Raw genomic sequence first — 17,595 nt, 5'->3', positions numbered from 1 at the left:
CGTTCCCCGCCTAAAGTGGCCGCCGCTTCACCCGCGACCTGTGAGGATGCACCGACGTGGCACCACCCGACCCGACCCCTGCCGACCGTACGACCCGCGACACCGGCGGCGGCGGTGACCGTGACGGTGACGTGAGCGTGGAGCTGCTGGAGCAGATCCTGACCAGGCTCCACCGGGCCGACGAGCAACGCGAGCGGGACGGCCGGCCCCAGGCGGAGCCGCGTCCGGAGGCCCCTTCCGCTCCGGCGCTGCCGGTCCGGAAGCGCCGGCCCCCGCAGGGCGGCGCGCGCGGCCGTTAGCCGCGGGCCCGGCCCTCACGCGCCGGGCGGCTGCCGGTGTTCGGTGAAGTTGCGGCCGGCCAGAGCACCCGAGTACAGCGTGAAGCCCACGCCGATGAGCCAGGACTGGACGATCAGGACCGTGCCCACGGAACCGTAGGAGACGGCGTTCGAGACCAGCAGCGGAGCCAGTACCAGCCGGGAGAAGAGTTGCAGGCCCGCCAGCGCGGCCACGGTGGCCACCGCCCCCGGCAGCAGCCGCCGCCACGTGACACGTGAGGCCAGCAGCAGGTGGGGGAGCCACCAGAACAGGCCGAGGCCGCCGAACAGCGTCGCCACGACCCGCAGCGCCGGCTGCATGACGCTGTGCTGCCAGGGCAGGCCGCTGAACACGGCCAGAAGGATGTAGCCGATCAGGCCGGCCAGGCTGATGACCTGGCGCCAGGTCGCGTGCCACGGGCCTCGGGGCAGGTGCCAGATCTGCTCGAACGCGGCCTGTACCGAGGCCATCAAGGAGATTCCGAAGACGGCCAGGGCGGCCAGGCCGAACCCGGTGGTCGTGCTGAGGGTCTGTCCCCGGGTGGTGAAGAGCTGACGCACCGCGCCCGCCCCCGCGCCCGACAGGCCCAGGGCGTCGGTGACCCACTGGGCGATCCCGTTGCCCCGGGAGGCCGAGGCGGCGGCGATGACGATGAGCAGTGGGACCAGGGTGACGAAGAACAGCGCCGCGAACGCCATGGAGCGTTGCATGATCTCCACCTCGCGGCCCTGTGCCCACAGCCGGTGCAGGTAGCGCCGTGCGGCGCCGTTCACCCGCACGGACGTCCGGTGGCGGCCCGGTGAGACTCCCGCACGAATGGACTCCTGACTCCGAGGCTCGGTCGTGCTCCTTCGGTCAGCATCGCTCCAACGGGTGTCCGGTGCCAGGACGCTCGTCCGTCCGGGTGTGGCGCGCTGTCCGGATCAGGCCGGTCCGGCCCGCCTCGTGGTTCTCATCGCGACGTGAGGCGCGCCAGCTGCTCGGTCAGCGTCGGTACGTCACGGTAGGTCAGCCCCAGCGCGGCGATGTGCTTCCACCGCAGGACGCCCTCCGCGTCGACCAGGAACACCGCCCGCCGGGTCATCCCGCCCAGGCCGATCCCGTAGGCGGCGACGGCCGCCCGCTCGGTGTCCGCCAGCAACGGCATCCGCAGCCCGTGCTTGCGGGCGAAGGACTCGTGGCTGTCGAGGTCCTGCGTGCTGATGCCCCAGACGGTCGCCCCGAGATCGGTGAACGCCTCCAGGCCGGAGGAGTAGGAGCACAGCTGCTTGGTGCAGACCGCCGTGTCGTCGCCCGGGTAGAACGCCAGCACCAGCGCCTGGCCGCGCTGCTGCGACAGCGTCAGCTCGCTGCGCTGTATCTCGCCGTCGACCAGCTGCACAGCCGGCAGGGTGAAGTCGGGAGCGGGAGCGCCGAGCTCGGGTGATTTCGCCATCTGGATCCTCCGGGGGGCCGAGACGCCGCGCACTGCCGCGCCGCGCCGCGCGGCCGACACTACTCGCCGCCCCGCGCGCCGAAACCGCGGGCTACGACACCACGTCCTTCGCCCGGAAGTGCCTGAACGCCAGCGCGACCAGCACCACCGCGTAGCTGACCGACAGTGACGCCCCCTTCAGCATCCCGCTCCACTGCAGGGTCGGCTGCAGCGCGTCCACCCAGGAGTACGCCCAGTACGTGGGGAGGAAGTCCCTGACGCTGCCCAGCGCGCTGATCTGGCCCAGGATGTTGCCCAGGATGGTCAGCCCGAGCGCGCCGCCGACCGCGCCGAGCGGTGCGTCGGTGACGGTGGAGAGCCAGAAGGCCAGCGCGCCCGTCACCAGCTGCGAGACGAGCACGAACGCCATCGCGATCCCGAGCCGCGCGAGCGCTGTGCCGGCGGGCAGCGAGCCGCCTGTCGGCAGCCCGAGCGGACTCCACCCGTAGACGAGGCCGCCCGCGACCAGCGCCACCAGCGGCACCACCAGCGAGGCGACGGCGCTGAACAGCAGCGCGACGCCCAGCTTGCTCATCAGCAGCCGGCCGCGTGGCACCGGGGCCGCGAGCAGGTAGCGCAGCGAGGACCAGCTCGCCTCGGACGCGACGGTGTCGCCGAAGAACAGCGCCACCGGCACCAGCATGAAGAAGCCAGCCGAGAGGAACAGGCAGGTCGCGGCGAAGTTGAGGCCGGAGCCCGTGGTCACGCTGAGGAAGGTGACCTGGTTGCGCTGGCCGCTCGGAGTGCCGCCCACCTGAAAGGCCACCAGGATGATCAGCGGCAGCGCGACGACCAGCACGCCCATCGCCAACGTGCGGCGCCGCCGCAGCTGCCGCACCGCCTCGACCCTCAGCGGCAGCGCGCGACGACGGCCGGGGCCGGCCTGCGCGGAGGCGGACGTCGGCGTGGGGGAGTCCGGCTGCTCCGGGACTGCGGTGCTGGCGGTCATCGTGCGGTGCCTCCGATCAGGGTGAGGAACGCGTCCTCCAGACGCCGGTTGGGGGTCAGGCTCGCTACCTTGACCTCCAGCCGGACCAGTTCGACCAGCAGCCGGTCCGCGCTCGTGCCGTCCAGCCGCACCAGCAGCCCGGCGTCGGTGGTCTCGGCCGAGCCGACCCCCGGCAGCGCCGCGACCTTGTCCAGCAGGCTCTCGGAGAGCGGCTCGACCGTGCCCACCAGCAGTGTGTCGTCGGATCCGGTGATCTCGGCGACCGGCCCGGCCTGGGCCAGCTGCCCGTGGTCCATCACCACCAGATGCGTGCAGGTCTGCTCGACCTCCGCGAGCAGGTGGCTGGAGACGATGACGGTGCGTCCGGTCGCCGCATAGGCGGTGATGACGTCGCGCATCTCCCTGATCTGCGGCGGGTCCAGGCCGTTGAGCGGCTCGTCGAGAATCAGCAGATCGGGCAGGCCGAGCATCGCCTGGGCGATGGCCAGGCGCTGCCGCATCCCCTGCGAATACGTCCGCACCGCGCGCTCCACGGCGTCGCCCAGCCCGGCGATCTCCAGCGCCTCGGCGAAGTGCGCCTCCGCGGCCGGGCGTCCCGTCGCCCGCCAGTACAGGTCCAGGTTGTCGCTGCCGGACAGGTGCGGCAGGAAGCCGGGGCCCTCCACGAAGGCGCCCACCCGTGACAGCACCGGCGCGCCCGGCCGGATCGCCTGCCCGAAGACCCTGATCTCACCCCCGTCAGGGCGGATGAGGCCCATCAGCATCCGCAACGTCGTCGTCTTGCCGGCCCCGTTCGGGCCCAGCAGCCCCAGCACCTGGCCCGCCTCGACGCGGAACGACAGGTCGCGCACGGCGTAGCGGTCGGCAGCGCCCTTGTAACGCTTCGTCAGCCCGCTGATCTGCAGCGGCACGCCATCCAACGCCGGCTCCGGCGCGGGCGTCGCCGTCCGGCGGCGGCCGGTGAGCAGCAGCGCGGCCGCGGCCAGCACGGCCAGCAGCTGCAGCGCCCACACCCACCACGGCAACGGCGGCGCGACGGTGAGCAGCTGCGGATCGACCGGCACGCTCAGCGGGGTGCCGGTGAGCGCGACCGTGTAGCGGGCGGGCGCGGTGGGAGAGGCGTAGCCGAGATCGGTCGCGGCCAGCACCAGCCGCAGCCGGTGCCCCGCCTGCACGGCGTGGTCCACGGCGGGCAGCCGCAGCTCGACGTCCGCCCCGGCCCGCGCCCCGGTCACCCGCAGCGGGGTGACCAGCTGCGAGGGCAGCACCTGCTGCTGCGCGCCGCCGGGGGCGACGTCGTAGAGCTTGGCGAAGAGCACGGCCTCGTCGCTGTCCGCCTGCACCCGCAGGCGGACGTGGGGGGAGCCGGTGATCCGCACGTCCTGTGCCAGGGGCGCGGAGTCGAAACGGGCGTTCTGGCCCGGGAAGTCGACGGCGAGCGAGAGGCCTGCCGCGCCCCCCAGCCCGGACAGTTGCCCGAGCGAGCCGAGGCCGGGCACGGCCGAGATCGCCGGCGGATTCGCACCGGCCGGGTTGTCGAAGGTCTGGGTCGCGCCCGCGAGCGGGAACTCGCGCTGCTCGGCGCCGTCCAGGCCGGGGTAGCTGCCGCTGGTGGCGCCGTCCAGGGTCAGCGTGGCGGTCGTACTGTCGATCCCACCGGTGCGGGAGACCCGGAACGCGGGCCCGGTGTCCACGCCCTTGTCGCCCTTGAGGTAACGGTCGAACCAGGCGACGGTGCGGGCCTGGACGCGCTTGCTCTCGGGGTCGCCGCCGTCGTGGCCGCCTGCGGTCCAGTCGACCGAGACCGGGGCGCCGTTGGCCCTGATCGCCTGGGCGGCCCGGTCCGACTGGTCCAGCGGGAAGAGGGAGTCCGTCTGCCCCTGCAGCAGCAGGGTCGGCACGTCGATGCGACTGCCCACGGCGGACGGGCTGCGCGCCTCCAGCATCTGACGCGCCGCCGGATCCGGCTTCCCCGCCACGGCGACCCGCTGGTACATCGCGCACAGCTCGGCGGTGAACCGCCCGCACGCGCCGGCGCCGCTGCCGGCCACCGCTCCGGGACCGCTCGTGGAGCCTGCGGACGCAGTGGAGCCTGCGGAGCCCGTGGTGAAGAAGATCCCGGCCCACAGCTTCTTGAAGACGTCGTTCGGGAAGAGCGCGTCCGCCAGGTCCCAGTACGTGATCTCCGGGGCGATCGCGTCCACCCGCTTGTCGTAACCGGCGGCCAGCAGCGCGATCGCGCCCCCGTACGAGGCCCCCGCGACGCCGACCCGAGGATCACCCGGCGCGTCCAACTGCACCTCGGGACGCCCGGCCAGCCAGTCGATCAGTCCCTTGACGTCGGCGACCTCGGCGCGGGGGTCGTTCAGCCCGATCTGCCCGCCGGAACGCCCGAACCCGCGCGCGGACCAGGTCAGCACGGCGTACCCGTCGCGGGCCAGATCCTGAGCCTCCGCGCGCATGTCGTCCTTGCTGCCGCCGAACCCGTGCGCGAGCAGCACCGCCGGGCGGCGCACCGCCGGGCTCCCGTTGGTGAAGAACGCGGTGTCGATCCGCACGTCGGCACCGCCGCCCGGCCCTGCCGGGAACGCGAGGAACCGGTCCTCCTCCCGCACGGCCGCCGCGCCGCCACCGGCCGCCGCGGACCAGGTGGCCAGCCCCAGCAGCACGACCACCGCCAGAACCCCGGCGATCACCGCGCCGCGCCGCCGTGACAGCGCGGCACGCAGCCGACGCGGTGTTCGCAGACCCATACGGGAACCCTTTCGTTCCGGACGTCTACCGTCCCGACGTCCTGACCTCTGGTCCGATTCTCCGCAGCGGCCTGCTGACGGTGCATCCGACGTCGGTAGGAGATCACGATCCGATCCTTGAGCTATGCGCGGGGCTCGACACGCAGCATCTCATCGATGCCGCGAATTCGATTTGTCCGATGTTGTACTGGTTCACATGACAGAGCCGCATGCTCGCAAGCACGAACGGCGAGCCGCCAAGGCGCGGAAGGCGCAGCAGACCGAGAAGACCAGGACCCGGGTACGGATCCTGATCGAGCTCACCGCGCGGACCGGCACCTACCGTAAGGGGCTGCTCGCCGCCTCGTCGCGGCTGAGCCCCGAGGAGGCGGCCATCATCGCCGACCTGGAGCGCCACGGTCTGCAGGTCCAGCAGCTGCACGATGTGCTTTGCGGCGGCCACGTCCTGGTCGACGACCCGCGACTCTACGAGACCTGGAGCTTCCCCGAGACGAGCCATCCGCGCGTATCCAGCCATCACCGCGACATCGACAAGTCCCGCTACCCCGACATCGGCATGCGCGGCAACGTCGTCCGCGAGAAGCTGCACGGGCGGACGGCGCAGGGCACCTGGCTCCAGTTGGAGAAGACCCCGGCCGCCTTCGGGAAGGGCAAGCTGCCGACCCTGAGCGACCTGCGGCATCTCATGGACTACGTCGTGTACCGGCTCACCCGCAGCAACGTCGGCCCCTGGGGGCTGTCCCGAGTCACCGAGCGACGGCCGATGTACCTCAATCCCGCCCTCGCCGTGCCCACCGTGCTGACCCCACCCGTCGCGCAGGCCCTGGTCGCCGCGCTGCGCCGGATCGAGTTGGACGACGACGTCACCTCGTTCTCCCAGGACCTGGCCGGTCGCTTCCCCCCGCCCGAACAGGCGGAGCCCTCGGACGAACTGGGCCTCGCGCTGACCGGCCGCGCCGGTCGGGGACTCTTTGGAAGTTCGCAGGTGTGGGTCGGCGAGACCCCACTGCCGAGTACCGCGGCAGTCCTGGCCGCAGCGGGAGAGAAGCCGCAGCCAGGGACACGGTGGATCGAGGACGCGGCATGACCGGTATCGACAGCGCGACGCCCGAGCAGCCGGCCCCCGGAGAGGCTGTCACCCCCGAGGGACTGGTGTCGGCGGTGGTCAATTTGGTGCACACCGGTCCTGTGCCGCTGGGCGCCTATACCATCGCCGAACTCACCGCCGTCGACGCCGTCGTCGACTTCCTGGAGGCCCGCCCCTCGGACGAGGTCCTCGCCGAGGCCGTCCGCTCCCTGGCCGCCCGTCAACTACTGCTCGCCGGCGCCGGAGCGGACCAGATCCAGGTCAGGGGCGACCTCGGTATCGCCGTCGCCTTCCAGCAGCGCGCCCGTATGGTGCTGGACGCGCGCACCACCGGCACCGCTCCCGGCGAAGCCTGGCGGATCCTGGTGCTGCCGCAACCGGAGCAGATCTGCGTGATCGTCCGCATCGACGCCCTCGGCGTTCACGAGATCTCCCTGCGCACCCTCGATGACACCCTGGGCATCATCGCCGAATGGCTCCCACGCGGCCCCTGGGCCGAGCCGGGCCCGGACACCGACGCGGACGCGATCCTCGCCGGCGCCGAGCGCTCCGCGCTGCTCACCGCCGTCCACTACACCGCGATCGGCTCCGCCGAGATCGCCGGCGCCAGCACCGACCTCGTCCTCGCCCGCCACGACGGCCGCCTGCACGCCTTCGCCCGCGACCCCCAGCAACGCACCCGGCTGACCCCGGCCCCCGGCCGCCGCAAGGACCTCCGCGACACCGTCGCCGCCCTGCTGAACTCCCAGCCGAAACCCTGACGCCGAGGGCGGCAGACTCTCAGCGCACGCGTCGCCGGCGACGGCGAGCTCTGCTCCAGAACCATCCCGCAGGAGGCTGATCGGCACGCCACGGCTGCGGCTCGGGGGCTTCTCGCTTCCAGCGGGCACCCAGCATGCGGGCGCGGCCTGATGCCTCGTGGATCTCGGCTCTGCGGACGAATCCGTCGTCGAGGATCTCTGCGTCCCAGTCGTCGTCAGCGGGTCCGGGCTCGATGGTCATGCGTGGATTCCTGGCGGTCGAGCGGCGGCGGGGTGCGCCGCGAGTGTCTCCGGTGTGTCCCGGACTTCTTTGATACCCGGTGATCCGTAGGCTGGCCGTAAGGGGTGTCGACGATCCGCCCTGGCCTGCGGGTTCGATGGGATCGCCTCGCCGGCTGAGCCGAGCTCCGCGCGTCCCGCCCGTCCACAGCGGATGCACAGTGAATCTGAGGCGCCGCTTCAAGCCGGCCTCAGAATTCCCTCACGCCCCGCCGCGAGCTTTGCGTCATGTCCGCAATCACCGCACCACCGACGTCGTCGGCCGCGGCCTCGCTCGCGGCACCGACCATGCCGCGCCGCGAGCCGCTACCGCACGGGAGCGCCGCATGACCCTCCATCTCCACGACTCGCCGCCGACCACGCCGCCGCGCCAGTCCCCGCCGTCCGCGCACCGCGCCGAGCCCGACGCGCTCTTTCCAGCTATCGTGCCGTCGCCCGAGCGGCCCCGTCCGTCCTTGGGAGAGCGACTGCGTTCGCTCCCGGCCCGCGCCTGGCGCGGCCGTCCGGAGGACGCGCGCTGGGTCCGGCCCGCGCTGCTCGCGCTGCTGCTGGTCACCGCCGTGCTCTACCTGTGGGACCTCAGCGTCAGCGGCTACGCCAACTCCTTCTACTCGGCGGCCGTGCAGGCCGGTTCGAAGAGCTGGGAGGCTTTCTTCTACGGGTCCTCGGACGCGTCGAACTTCATCACGGTCGACAAGCCGCCTGCCTCACTGTGGTTCATGGCCCTGTCGGTCCGGCTCTTCGGGCTGAGCTCCTGGAGCATTCTGGCACCCCAGGCGCTGATGGGCGTCGCCACCGTCGGCGTGGTCTACGCGGCGGTGCGGCGGCGCTTCTCCGCGCACGCCGGGCTGATCGCCGGCGCGGTGCTGGCACTGACGCCGGTCGCGGTGCTGATGTTCCGCTTCAACAACCCGGACGCGCTGCTGGCGCTGCTTCTTGCCTCGGCGACCCACGCGATGCTGCGCGCGCACGAGAACGGGCGCACGCGCTGGCTGGTGCTGGCCGGAACGTTGATCGGCTTCGCGTTCCTGACCAAGACCCTGCAGGCATTCCTGGTGCTGCCCGCCTTCGGCGGGGCGTACCTGGCCCTCGGCCCGCACCGGCTGCGCAAGCGCATCGGTCAACTCGCCTGGGCCACGCTGGCGATGGTGGCGGCAGCCGGCTGGTGGGTCGCCGTGGTGCAGCTGGTCCCCGCTGCCGACCGTCCGTACGTCGGCGGTTCCACCGACGACTCCTTCCTGTCGCTGACCTTCGGCTACAACGGCTTCGGCCGACTGACCGGCAACGAGACCGGAAGCGTCGGCGGAGGCGGCGGCTCGACCGGGCAGTGGGGCGCGACCGGGATCACCCGGCTGCTCGGCTCCGAGATCGGCGGGCAGATCGCCTGGCTGATCCCGGCGGCGCTGATCCTGCTCGCCTTCGGCCTCTGGGCGAGCCGTCGCTACGGCCGCGCCGACACCGCTCGCGCGGCGTTCGTGGTGTGGGGCGGCAGCTTCCTGTTGACCGCGCTCACCTTCAGCTTCATGAGCGGAATCTTCCACGCGTACTACACCGTGGCCCTGGCTCCCTCGATCGCGGCGCTGGTCGGGATGGGCGCCGACGGGCTGTGGCGCGGACGGCGGCGGCGGTGGGTGGCGGCGGTGTCCGCCGTGACCGTCGGTATCTCCGCGGTCTGGGCCTTCGTGCTGCTCGACCGGACCGCCGCCTTCTACCCGGCGGTGAAGTGGCTGGTGCTGGTGGTCGGCCTCCTGGCCGCGGCGGGTCTGCTGGTCCATCCGTTCCTGACGGACTCGCTGCGTTCACGCCGCATGGTCGCCGCCGCCGCGCTGGCTGCGGTGATCGCGCTGCTGGCCGGCCCGGCTGCCTACGCGGCGGACACCGTGTCCACCGCCCACACCGGCTCCCTCCCGACCGCCGGCCCCAGCACGGGCGGCATGGGCGGCATGGGTGGCGGCCGACCCGGCGGCACCGCTACCGGCGGCGGAAGAACGGGCATGACGGGCACCCCGCCGGGCCTGCCCGCCCAGGGCGGCACGGCCGCCGGCGCCTCCCGGACCGGCACCGGCAAGACCGCAGGCGGGGGCGGCATGGGCGGCCTGATCAACGGCGCCGGCGTAAGCAGCGAGATGAAGACCCTGCTGGAGCAGAACGCCTCCGCCTACACCTGGGCCGCGGCAACGGTCGGTTCCCAGAACGCGGCCAGCTACCAACTGGCCACCGGCGACCCGGTCATGGCACTCGGCGGCTTCAACGGCACCGACGCCGCGCCGACTCTCGCCCAGTTCAAGCAGTACGTCAGCGAAGGGAAGATCCACTACTTCATCGCCGCCTCCACCGGCCAAGGCGGCCAAGGCGGTCAAGGCGGCCAGGGCGGCAACAGCACCACCTACGCGTCCCAGATCGCCGCCTGGGTGAAGGCCAACTTCACCGCCAGGACCGTCGGCGGCACCACCGTCTACGACCTCACCTCGCCGAAGTCGACGAGCTGAGCCCGACCGCGCGCGAGCTGCGCTTGATCCGTTAGGATGCATGCACACGACGACGTGGTAGCAGCGTAGTTGACTGAACGTCAAGGTCAGTTGGTCGTCCGCGAGAAGTGAGGATGTCGGTCATGGACGGGATACGACAGGAGCGGCAGGAGCACGAGGGTCCGAGCGTCGACCTGCGCATGGACGTCCCGCACTCTGCCCGCGTCTACGACTATCTCATCGGTGGCAAGACCAACTTCGAGGCGGATCGAGTGGCGGCCCGGGCCTCCGTCAGCGCCTGGCCGTCGCTTCCGATCTCGATGCGGACCACGCGCACGTTCATGCAGCGCGTGGTCCGCCGCCTCGCGGAGGAGTACGGGGTCCGGCAGTTCCTCGACATCGGGACCGGCATCCCCACCTCGCCCAACGTGCACGAGATCGCGCAGAGCATCACCCCCGAGGCGCGCATCGCCTATGTCGACAACGACCCGATCGTGCTGACGCACGCGCGGGCCCTGATGTCGAGCAGTCCCGAAGGCAGGACCTGCTACATCGACGCCGACCTGCGTGACGTCGACTCGATCATGCAGGATCCGAAGCTTCAGGCGGTGCTGGACCTGACCGAGCCGGTGGCGCTGTCCCTGATCGCGATCGTGCACTTCGTCCTCGACGAGGACGATCCGCAGGGCATCGTCCGACGCCTGATGGATCAGCTCGCACCGGGCAGCTTCCTGGCGCTCACCGTGTTCACCGGCGACACCAACCCGGAGGCGGTCGGCGGGGTCGGCCGCGAGTACAACGCTCGCGGCATCCCGCTGCAGATCAGGGACAAGGCCGAAACCCTGGCCTTCTTCGACGGCTACGACCTCCTCGACCCCGGGGTGACCCTGGTCCACCACTGGCGACCCGACCAGAACAGCCCCCAGGTGCGCGACGAGGACATCGCCATGTACGGAGGCGTCGCCGTCAAGCGGGCCTGACGTCGCAGCCGCTCCCCAGATCGATATTCGCTTCTCGCTCCGCCGCGTCGCCTGCGAAGCTGTGACGCATGGGTGCGACGGGACAGTTCCGGCAGGCGGTCGTGGCGTGGGCGGCCGGCGGGGCGGACGCCCACGCGGCTGCCGCTCTCGCGCGCGGCCTCGCCGCGGAGGTCGGTTTCCGTGCCGTCGTGCTGGTCGAAGGGGCGAGCGATCAGGCGGCCGTCGAGGCCCTGGCCCTGCGTCGCGGCCGGGATCTGGACGGGGAACGCGTCGCCGTCGTGCCGCTGGGCGGTGCGACGAGCGTCCGGCGGTTCCTGGACCTGCTCGGGCCGGGAGGTCTCGGGCTGCGGGTGACCGGTCTCTGCGACGCGGGGGAGGAGGGCTTCTTCCTGCGCAGCCTGGAACGCTCCGGCCTCGGCTCCGAGCTCACCCGCACCAGCATGGAGTCACTCGGCTTCTTCGTCTGCGACGCCGATCTCGAGGAGGAGCTCATCCGCTGCCTCGGCACCGACGGCGTGGAGCGGGTGGTCGACGCGGAGGGCGACCTCCGGGCGTTCCGCACCTTCCAGAAGCAGCCCGCGCAGCGCGAGCGAACCACCGAACAGCAGCTGCGGCGCTTCATGGGCACCCTCAGCGGCAGGAAGATCCACTACGCCCGCTCCCTCGTCGAGGGCCTGGATCCGGCCCGCGTCCCCCGGCCCCTGGACCGACTGCTCGCGCAGCTCTGAGGAGCTGCTCCTATCGTTGAGATCACGGGGCGGCGGCAGACGCTGAGGCGGCGGACCATGACCGGACCGGTGATCGACTACGCGGGGGTGTTCCAGGCGTTGCCGGGAATGGTGGCGCTGCTGACCCCGGAGCTGGCGTACGCGGACGCGAACGAGGAGTTCCTGCGGATGGCGGGCCGGACGCGCGAGCAGCTGGTCGGCCGCTACCTGTTCGACGTCTTCCCCGACAACCCGCAGGACCCGGGCGCCAGCGGCGCGCGGAATCTGGAGGCCTCCCTCCAGCGGGTCCTGCACAGCGGCGAGCGGGACACCATGGCCCTGCAGCGCTACGACGTCGAGTCGGCCGAGCGGCCGGGGGAGTGGGAGGAGCGGTACTGGAGCCCGGTCAACGCACCGATCCTCGGCCCCGACGGCACGGTGGTCCTACTGGTGCACCGGGTCGAGGAGGTCACCGAGCTCATCCGCGCCCGGGGCGGAGCCTCGGGGCCGCAGGACAGGGCGCTGGAGGCGGAGCTGTACAGCAGGGCCCGCGAACTCCAGGAGGTCAACGAGCGGCTGCGCGAGGCCAACTCCCGCGGGCGTGAGGTCGCGATGGCCCTTCAGGAGGCCATGCTGCCCGCGCCCAGCTCGGTGGGCGGTCGGGCCGCGGTGCGCTACCGCCCCGCTACCGGCGCACTGAACGTCTGCGGTGACTGGTACGACCTCGTCGACCTTCCGGGGGACCGGGTCGGGGTGGCCGTCGGCGACGTCGTGGGCCACGGGCTGGCCGCCGCCTGCGTGATGGGGCAACTGCGCAGCGCTCTCAGCGCCGCCTCCCGCGTCGCCAGGGGTCCGGGCCAGGCTCTTGAGGTCCTCGGCCTGTACGCCCGGTTCGTCCCGGGCGCCGAGAACACCACCGCGGTGCAGACCTACGTCGACTGGGCGGCCCGGACCATCCGCTACAGCAGCGCTGGGCACCTGCCGCCGGCGCTGTTGCACCCCGACGGCACCGTGACCTTCCTCGACCAGGCCACCGACCCACCGCTCGGCGCCCGCCCCGACCACGCCCCGCGCCCCGAGGCCACGGCGTCGTTCGATCCGGGCGCTGCCTTGGTCCTCTACACGGACGGCCTGGTCGAGCGCCGCCGTGAGGACATCGACGTCGGCCTCGGCCGCCTCGCCGCCTCCCTCACCCGCCACCACCGGGCCGGTCCCGAGGCCCTGGCCGACGCCGTCCTGCTGGACCTGCTGCAGACCGGCGGCGCCACCGACGACACGGCCCTGGTCGTGATGCGCCTTTGAGGGGCTGCTGCACCCCCGCTCACACGGCGCCTTACTCGTCGGGGACCTTGTATCCCGCCACCGACGGCCAGCGGACCGTCAGGACGACCGACTCCTCCTCGGCGTACCAGGAGTGGTCGACCCCCTGCCCCCACACCACGTAGTCACCCTGCTCAGTCAGCAGCACGCTCCGCCCGGGGAGCTCAACCCGGAAGCGTCCGCTGATCAGCACCAGCAGGGCCGTTCGCTTCTCGCCGGTGACCCACTCCGCCCGCTCGTCGCCGGGCGGGTGGACACCCCACTTGATCTCGACATCGGTGCTGTGCCGCGGGTCCGACGCGTCCTTGAAGTGCCCGAGCAGCCAGCCCCGGTCCAGGGCCGCGTCCTTGCCGGCATGTCCCACGTAGACGCTGTCTACGTACACGGTGTCCTGCATGTCGTCGTTCATGGGCGCGACAATATCGGCGGCTCCTCCTGGCCCCGCCGCCCGCCTACCCCGACAGGGCCGTGCGGCGCAGGACGCGCAGCAGGTAGCCCTTGCGGTCCAGCGGGTTCTGGTCGCTGCGTTCGCGCTCCGGGACGGGCCCGCGAACCGGCCGGTAGCTGCCGAAGGCACACTCCAGCGCGCCTTCGCCGCTGGTGAGCGCGGGCAGCCGCTGTTCCAGCCCGTGCACGGCGGCGGCCGGAATGCTGCCCTCGACCACGGCCGATGCCCCGTCGACGGTGGATCCGCCGGTCACAGCACCGAGCCGGGACAGCTCGGGAACCACCGCACCGACCATGGCGGCGGGAAGCTCAAGGCGGAACCGATGCAGCGGCTCGAGCACGCGCGTCCCGGCCCGCCGCAGCGCCTCCATCAGCACCAGCGGCGTGAGGTGGCGGAAGTCCCGCGCGGTGCTGGACATGTTCTTGTCGAAGACCGCGTGGGCGTGACTCTGGCGCGGTGCGTACCCGCTGTGGGTCATGGTGACCGCGCAGTCGAGCACCTGCCATCCGTGGAGCCCTTGCTCCAGCGTCTCGTGGACGGTCTCCTCGACCGCTTTGAAGAACGCGTACGGCATCGACCCGAGCTCCACCTCCAGCCGGAACCGGCTACCGCTCCCCGGCGGGGCCGGATCGACGCGCAGCCCGATCGTGGCGAGGAAGGGGTTCGGCTCCTGGTGCATGATCTCGACGGCCGCGCCGGAATGCGCGAGGCGTTCCACGCACAGCGTCGTCGACTCGCGGAAGTCCGCCTCCACCCCGTAGTCCCCGGCGAGCGTGGCGGCGATGACTTCCTTTTGCACTTCGCCGTACAGGGACAGGCGCAGTTCGTTCCGTACGCGGTCCTGGCGCAGGTCGATCAGCGGGTCCTGCTCCGCGAGTTGGGTGAGGGCGGCATGCAGGGCCGGGCCGTCGGCGGGGCGGGAGGGCCGGACCACGGTCTCCAGGGTGGGCGGCGCGAAGTGTCCGCTGCCGGAGCGGCGGGAGTCCGGTACTCCGAGCGTGTCTCCGACCCTGACGCCGCCGAGCCCCCACAGCTTGCCGATGCGTCCGGCGGTCAGCGGGACGTTCCGGAGCCCGGTGCCGTGCTCGAAGACGCCGATCGCGGTGACCTTCGCTTCGTCTCCCCGCCCGCCTCTTGGCGGTCCGAACCGAACCCGGTCGCGCGCCCGGACCGTGCCCCCGAACAGGCGGACGTAGGCGATCTTCTCACCGGCGGGGCCACGCTCGACCTTGAACACCGTGCCGCTTGCCGGCTCGTCCTCGGTGTCGGCCTTGCCCTCGCCTGCCGCGCCAGAGGGCAGGAAGGCGCGCAGCCCGGCGGCCAGCGATCCGACGCCCGCACCGGTGACCGCGGAACCGAAGTAGACGGGATGAACGAGCGCCCGCCCGGCCTGCTCGACCAGGGCCGCCCGCAGGCGCGCAGGGCTCAGCGCGGCCTCGTCGGCGACGAAGGCCGCGAGCAGCGTCTCGTCCTGACGGGTCAGCAGCTCTGCCAGCCCGGCGGTGAAGCCGACGTCGCCTTCCGTGAACGGCTCGAAGTCCGCCTCGGGGCTGCCGGCTCCGCCCGCCCGTCCCATCGCCACCATCGGCGCAGACAGCTTGGCGTCGAGCTCACGCAGGAGCGATCCCTCGCGTGCTCCGCGCCGGTCGATCTTGTTGACGAACACCACCGTCGGGATGCCAAGCCGCCGCAAGGTGCGCATCAGCACGCGCGTCTGCGCCTGCACCCCCTTCACGGCGGACACGACCAGCACGGCCCCGTCGAGCACGTTCAGCACCCGCTCCACCTCGGCGATGAAGTCCGGGTGGCCGGGAGTGTCGATCAGGTTGACGAGCAGGTCGTCGATGCGGAAGGAGACCACCGCCGACTTGATGGTGATCCCGCGTTGCCGCTCCAGCTCCGTGGAGTCGGTCTGCGTGCTCCCGTCGTCGACGCTGCCGAGGGCGTCGATGACACCGGCGGTGTGCAGGAGCCGTTCGGTCAGGCTGGTCTTACCGGCGTCGATGTGCGCCAGGATCCCGAGGTTGAGCGTACGCACGTGCAGTCATGTCCTTCGAAGAGGGGAAAACGGTCTTCTGGGGGGACATGAAGGCAGGACGCATGACCAGTTGCTCCTCGGTAGGAAGTACCTCGGGGAAAGTCCAGCAGGCACCTGCGGGGGCAGCAACCGAATTTGCGCGGCCACGCCCGTCCACACACGCGGCAGCCCGCCCGGGAATCCCGGACGGGCTGCCACCGCCGTCGGCGGCTGCCGGCTCAGCGGCCGTTCTCAGCCGCCGACCTGCCGCGCTGCGCCGCGCCCAGCGCGTAAGAGAGCGCGCCGAGCCCCACGAAGGCGATGAGCGGCACGAGCTGACTGAGCGTGTACGCCATCCGCTGCCCGGCCCAGGCCTGCGGGAGCGAATCGGCCGGGTTCCCGCTCGTCCCGAACCAGCCGACGCCGAAGCCGGGCCAGATCAGCACCACCACGGTGAAGGCGACCAGCCCAGTTGTCAGCACGGTGACCAGCCAGACACCGACGCGTCCCCCGGGGACGCGGTAAGGACGCGGAGCGTCGGGGAACTTGCGGCGCAGCACCAGCAGCGCGGGAAAGGTGATGACGTAAGAGACGAAGGTCGTCGAGATGGCCAGCCCGAGCCCCGCGGCGAAGTACTTCTCGCCGTTCCCGTGGGTCAGGTTGAACGCGGCGACCATCAGCACAGAGGCCAGCACACCGGAGACGACGTTGACCCGCACCGGCGTGCCGAAACGTTCGCTGATCTGCCCCATCCAGGCGGGACCCGCGCCGTCCGCGCAGGCGACGGCCTGACCGCGGTCGCCGCCCATCGCCCAGCTGATGCCGCTGGTCAGCAGGCCCACGATCAGTCCGATCGCCGCCACCGAGCCAAGCACGCTGCCCGCGCCGGTGAGAGTGACCGTGCCGTCCGCGGCCACATGCCCGCCGTAAACGGTGAACACCGCCTTGCAGGCGTCGATGAAGCCGCTGAGGCTGCCGATCTGCTTGGCCGGAAGGACCAGCAGAATGCCGATCACCGGCCCGCCGTAGAGCAGGAACGAGGCGAAGCCCGACCGCAGGATGGAGAGCGGGATGTCACGGCGCGGGTCGCGCATCTCCTCCGCCGCCGCACTGGGGAGTTCGAACCCCACGTAGTTGAAGATCAACACGGGGACGAGTCCGACGAAACCCACGTAGCTCGGCGTCAGATCGCCGGCGGAGATCGCGTGGACGCCGTGCTGGGCCGCGTAGAGCACGACCGAGACCAGGAAGAAGCCCAGCAGCACGATCCGGGCCGCCGCTCCGGCGATCGGCACCCACTTGCCGACCCTGACCGAGAGCAGCACCGACAGCACGCCCGACCAGATGAAGACCAGCCCGGCGACGTAGCGCCAGGCTCCCGGCAGCGGGGTGAAGAACTGCTCCCAGGTCGTCAGCGCGATGATGCAGAGGCTGCCGCCGATCCAGACCGGGTTGGAGATCCAGTACAGGACCTGGTTGACCCCGGCCACGAAGCGCCCGAAGGCGAGCCTGGTCCAGACGTAGGGGCCGCCCTGGACCGGGAAGGCGGAGCCGAGTTCGGCCACCAGCAGTCCGTAGGGCAGGAAGAAGGCCACCGCGAGGACGACCATCCAGGTCAGCCCCTGGGGCCCCTGCGCGGCGACAGAGCCGACCGTGTCCAGTCCGACGACGGTGCAGACGAGGAAGAAGAAGACGTCGCGCCTGCTCAGATCCTTGCGCAGGCGGGAGCGTTGCTCACCCCAGCCGTCCCCGAGATCGGGCGACTCGGGCGACGCGGGCGACTCGGCTGGTTCGGGGGTGGGAGTGTTGGTCGGTAGGGGCCGTGCTGAGGTCACGGGCGTCTCTCCTCTGGGCGTCGCAGGTCGCGGCGGTGCGCCCGCGCGGCGGACCCCGGTCGGGGGTGCGCGCGGCGGGTGCGGACGGAGCGCGGAGGCAGGGGCGATCGGCAGTCACCGCGCGTCGGCATGGGTCGGGCCGGCGGCGGAACCGGGGCAATCAACTGAAGGGCGATTCAGTAGTGGCGAGACTGGACCT

General features: G+C 71.8%; 15 protein-coding genes. 7 read left to right on the top strand and 8 right to left on the bottom strand.

Translation table 11 applies throughout. The annotated features are described in order from the left end of the window. Positions 1-56: 56 nt before the first annotated feature. Positions 57-299, top strand: a complete 243-nt coding sequence (locus ABIA32_RS26870; protein WP_370100634.1) for a hypothetical protein — start codon at positions 57-59, stop codon at positions 297-299. A gap of 15 nt (positions 300-314) precedes the next feature. On the opposite strand, the gene ABIA32_RS26865 is transcribed toward ABIA32_RS26870, so the two are convergent. From ABIA32_RS26865 to ABIA32_RS26850, 4 genes are all read right to left on the bottom strand, one after another. Next, positions 315-1,028 carry a YhjD/YihY/BrkB family envelope integrity protein gene (locus tag ABIA32_RS26865; RefSeq protein WP_370100631.1) on the bottom strand — a complete coding sequence of 238 codons (714 nt, stop codon included), beginning with the start codon at positions 1,026-1,028 and terminating at the stop codon, positions 315-317. Between the two features lie 242 nt (positions 1,029-1,270). Continuing rightward, a complete protein-coding gene (locus ABIA32_RS26860; protein WP_370100629.1) occupies positions 1,271-1,753 on the bottom strand; it encodes a peroxiredoxin in 483 nt (160 codons plus the stop codon). Between the two features lie 91 nt (positions 1,754-1,844). Next, positions 1,845-2,741, bottom strand: coding sequence for an ABC transporter permease (locus ABIA32_RS26855; protein WP_370100626.1), 897 nt, complete (start codon positions 2,739-2,741; stop codon positions 1,845-1,847). Beyond that, positions 2,738-5,494 carry a CocE/NonD family hydrolase gene (locus ABIA32_RS26850; RefSeq protein ID WP_370100623.1) on the bottom strand — a complete coding sequence of 919 codons (2,757 nt, stop codon included), beginning with the start codon at positions 5,492-5,494 and terminating at the stop codon, positions 2,738-2,740. The genes ABIA32_RS26855 and ABIA32_RS26850 overlap by 4 nt, the downstream gene beginning before the upstream one ends. A 196-nt stretch (positions 5,495-5,690) precedes the next feature. Between ABIA32_RS26850 and ABIA32_RS26845 the strand changes: the two genes are divergently transcribed. Further along, positions 5,691-6,581 (top strand): hypothetical protein, encoded by an 891-nt coding sequence (locus ABIA32_RS26845; protein ID WP_370100621.1) that lies wholly within the window; start codon positions 5,691-5,693, stop codon positions 6,579-6,581. After that, complete coding sequence (locus ABIA32_RS26840) at positions 6,578-7,342, top strand: hypothetical protein (RefSeq protein WP_370100618.1); 765 nt, start codon at positions 6,578-6,580, stop codon at positions 7,340-7,342. The genes ABIA32_RS26845 and ABIA32_RS26840 overlap by 4 nt, the downstream gene beginning before the upstream one ends. Before the next feature lie 19 nt (positions 7,343-7,361). Here the strand turns inward: ABIA32_RS26840 and ABIA32_RS26835 are convergent, their stop codons facing one another. Continuing rightward, positions 7,362-7,583, bottom strand: a complete 222-nt coding sequence (locus tag ABIA32_RS26835) for a hypothetical protein (protein WP_370100615.1) — start codon at positions 7,581-7,583, stop codon at positions 7,362-7,364. Between the two features lie 364 nt (positions 7,584-7,947). Between ABIA32_RS26835 and ABIA32_RS26830 the strand changes: the two genes are divergently transcribed. The 4 genes from ABIA32_RS26830 to ABIA32_RS26815 all read left to right on the top strand — a co-directional run bounded on the left by ABIA32_RS26830 (position 7,948) and on the right by ABIA32_RS26815 (position 13,078). After that, positions 7,948-10,110: a glycosyltransferase family 39 protein gene (locus ABIA32_RS26830; protein WP_370100612.1), complete on the top strand. Its 2,163-nt coding sequence runs from the start codon at positions 7,948-7,950 to the stop codon at positions 10,108-10,110. 122 nt (positions 10,111-10,232) lie between these two features. After that, positions 10,233-11,069 (top strand): SAM-dependent methyltransferase, encoded by an 837-nt coding sequence (locus tag ABIA32_RS26825; RefSeq protein WP_370100609.1) that lies wholly within the window; start codon positions 10,233-10,235, stop codon positions 11,067-11,069. A 68-nt stretch (positions 11,070-11,137) separates the two neighbouring features. After that, positions 11,138-11,797: a TOPRIM nucleotidyl transferase/hydrolase domain-containing protein gene (locus ABIA32_RS26820; protein ID WP_370100606.1), complete on the top strand. Its 660-nt coding sequence runs from the start codon at positions 11,138-11,140 to the stop codon at positions 11,795-11,797. A gap of 57 nt (positions 11,798-11,854) precedes the next feature. After that, positions 11,855-13,078 carry a PP2C family protein-serine/threonine phosphatase gene (locus ABIA32_RS26815; protein WP_370100603.1) on the top strand — a complete coding sequence of 408 codons (1,224 nt, stop codon included), beginning with the start codon at positions 11,855-11,857 and terminating at the stop codon, positions 13,076-13,078. A 31-nt stretch (positions 13,079-13,109) separates the two neighbouring features. On the opposite strand, the gene ABIA32_RS26810 is transcribed toward ABIA32_RS26815, so the two are convergent. From ABIA32_RS26810 to ABIA32_RS26800, 3 genes are all read right to left on the bottom strand, one after another. Further along, positions 13,110-13,505 carry a signal peptidase I gene (locus ABIA32_RS26810; protein ID WP_370100600.1) on the bottom strand — a complete coding sequence of 132 codons (396 nt, stop codon included), beginning with the start codon at positions 13,503-13,505 and terminating at the stop codon, positions 13,110-13,112. A 43-nt stretch (positions 13,506-13,548) separates the two neighbouring features. Then, on the bottom strand, positions 13,549-15,582 hold the full coding sequence (locus ABIA32_RS26805) for a GTP-binding protein (protein WP_370100598.1): 2,034 nt from the start codon (positions 15,580-15,582) through the stop codon (positions 13,549-13,551). A 218-nt stretch (positions 15,583-15,800) separates the two neighbouring features. After that, on the bottom strand, positions 15,801-17,396 hold the full coding sequence (locus ABIA32_RS26800; RefSeq protein WP_370100595.1) for an APC family permease: 1,596 nt from the start codon (positions 17,394-17,396) through the stop codon (positions 15,801-15,803). Positions 17,397-17,595: the final 199 nt, after the last annotated feature.

This window comes from Streptacidiphilus sp. MAP12-20 (genome assembly GCF_041262525.1).
GTDB lineage: Bacteria > Actinomycetota > Actinomycetes > Streptomycetales > Streptomycetaceae > Streptacidiphilus.
The sequence above is the reverse complement of the archived record's forward strand: the minus strand, read 5'-3'. Positions and strand labels throughout refer to the sequence as shown.

What these genes read in the sequence shown, in the direction of transcription:
- ABIA32_RS26865 (WP_370100631.1), bottom strand. Translation starts at nt 1,028, where the DNA reads ATGCAACGCTCCATGGCGTTCGCGGCGCTGTTCTTCGTCACCCTGGTC.
- ABIA32_RS26860 (WP_370100629.1), bottom strand. Translation starts at nt 1,753, where the DNA reads ATGGCGAAATCACCCGAGCTCGGCGCTCCCGCTCCCGACTTCACCCTG.
- ABIA32_RS26855 (WP_370100626.1), bottom strand. Translation starts at nt 2,741, where the DNA reads ATGACCGCCAGCACCGCAGTCCCGGAGCAGCCGGACTCCCCCACGCCG.
- ABIA32_RS26850 (WP_370100623.1), bottom strand. Translation starts at nt 5,494, where the DNA reads ATGGGTCTGCGAACACCGCGTCGGCTGCGTGCCGCGCTGTCACGGCGG.
- ABIA32_RS26845 (WP_370100621.1), top strand. Translation starts at nt 5,691, where the DNA reads ATGACAGAGCCGCATGCTCGCAAGCACGAACGGCGAGCCGCCAAGGCG.
- ABIA32_RS26840 (WP_370100618.1), top strand. Translation starts at nt 6,578, where the DNA reads ATGACCGGTATCGACAGCGCGACGCCCGAGCAGCCGGCCCCCGGAGAG.
- ABIA32_RS26835 (WP_370100615.1), bottom strand. Translation starts at nt 7,583, where the DNA reads ATGACCATCGAGCCCGGACCCGCTGACGACGACTGGGACGCAGAGATC.
- ABIA32_RS26830 (WP_370100612.1), top strand. Translation starts at nt 7,948, where the DNA reads ATGACCCTCCATCTCCACGACTCGCCGCCGACCACGCCGCCGCGCCAG.
- ABIA32_RS26825 (WP_370100609.1), top strand. Translation starts at nt 10,233, where the DNA reads ATGGACGGGATACGACAGGAGCGGCAGGAGCACGAGGGTCCGAGCGTC.
- ABIA32_RS26820 (WP_370100606.1), top strand. Translation starts at nt 11,138, where the DNA reads ATGGGTGCGACGGGACAGTTCCGGCAGGCGGTCGTGGCGTGGGCGGCC.
- ABIA32_RS26815 (WP_370100603.1), top strand. Translation starts at nt 11,855, where the DNA reads ATGACCGGACCGGTGATCGACTACGCGGGGGTGTTCCAGGCGTTGCCG.
- ABIA32_RS26810 (WP_370100600.1), bottom strand. Translation starts at nt 13,505, where the DNA reads ATGAACGACGACATGCAGGACACCGTGTACGTAGACAGCGTCTACGTG.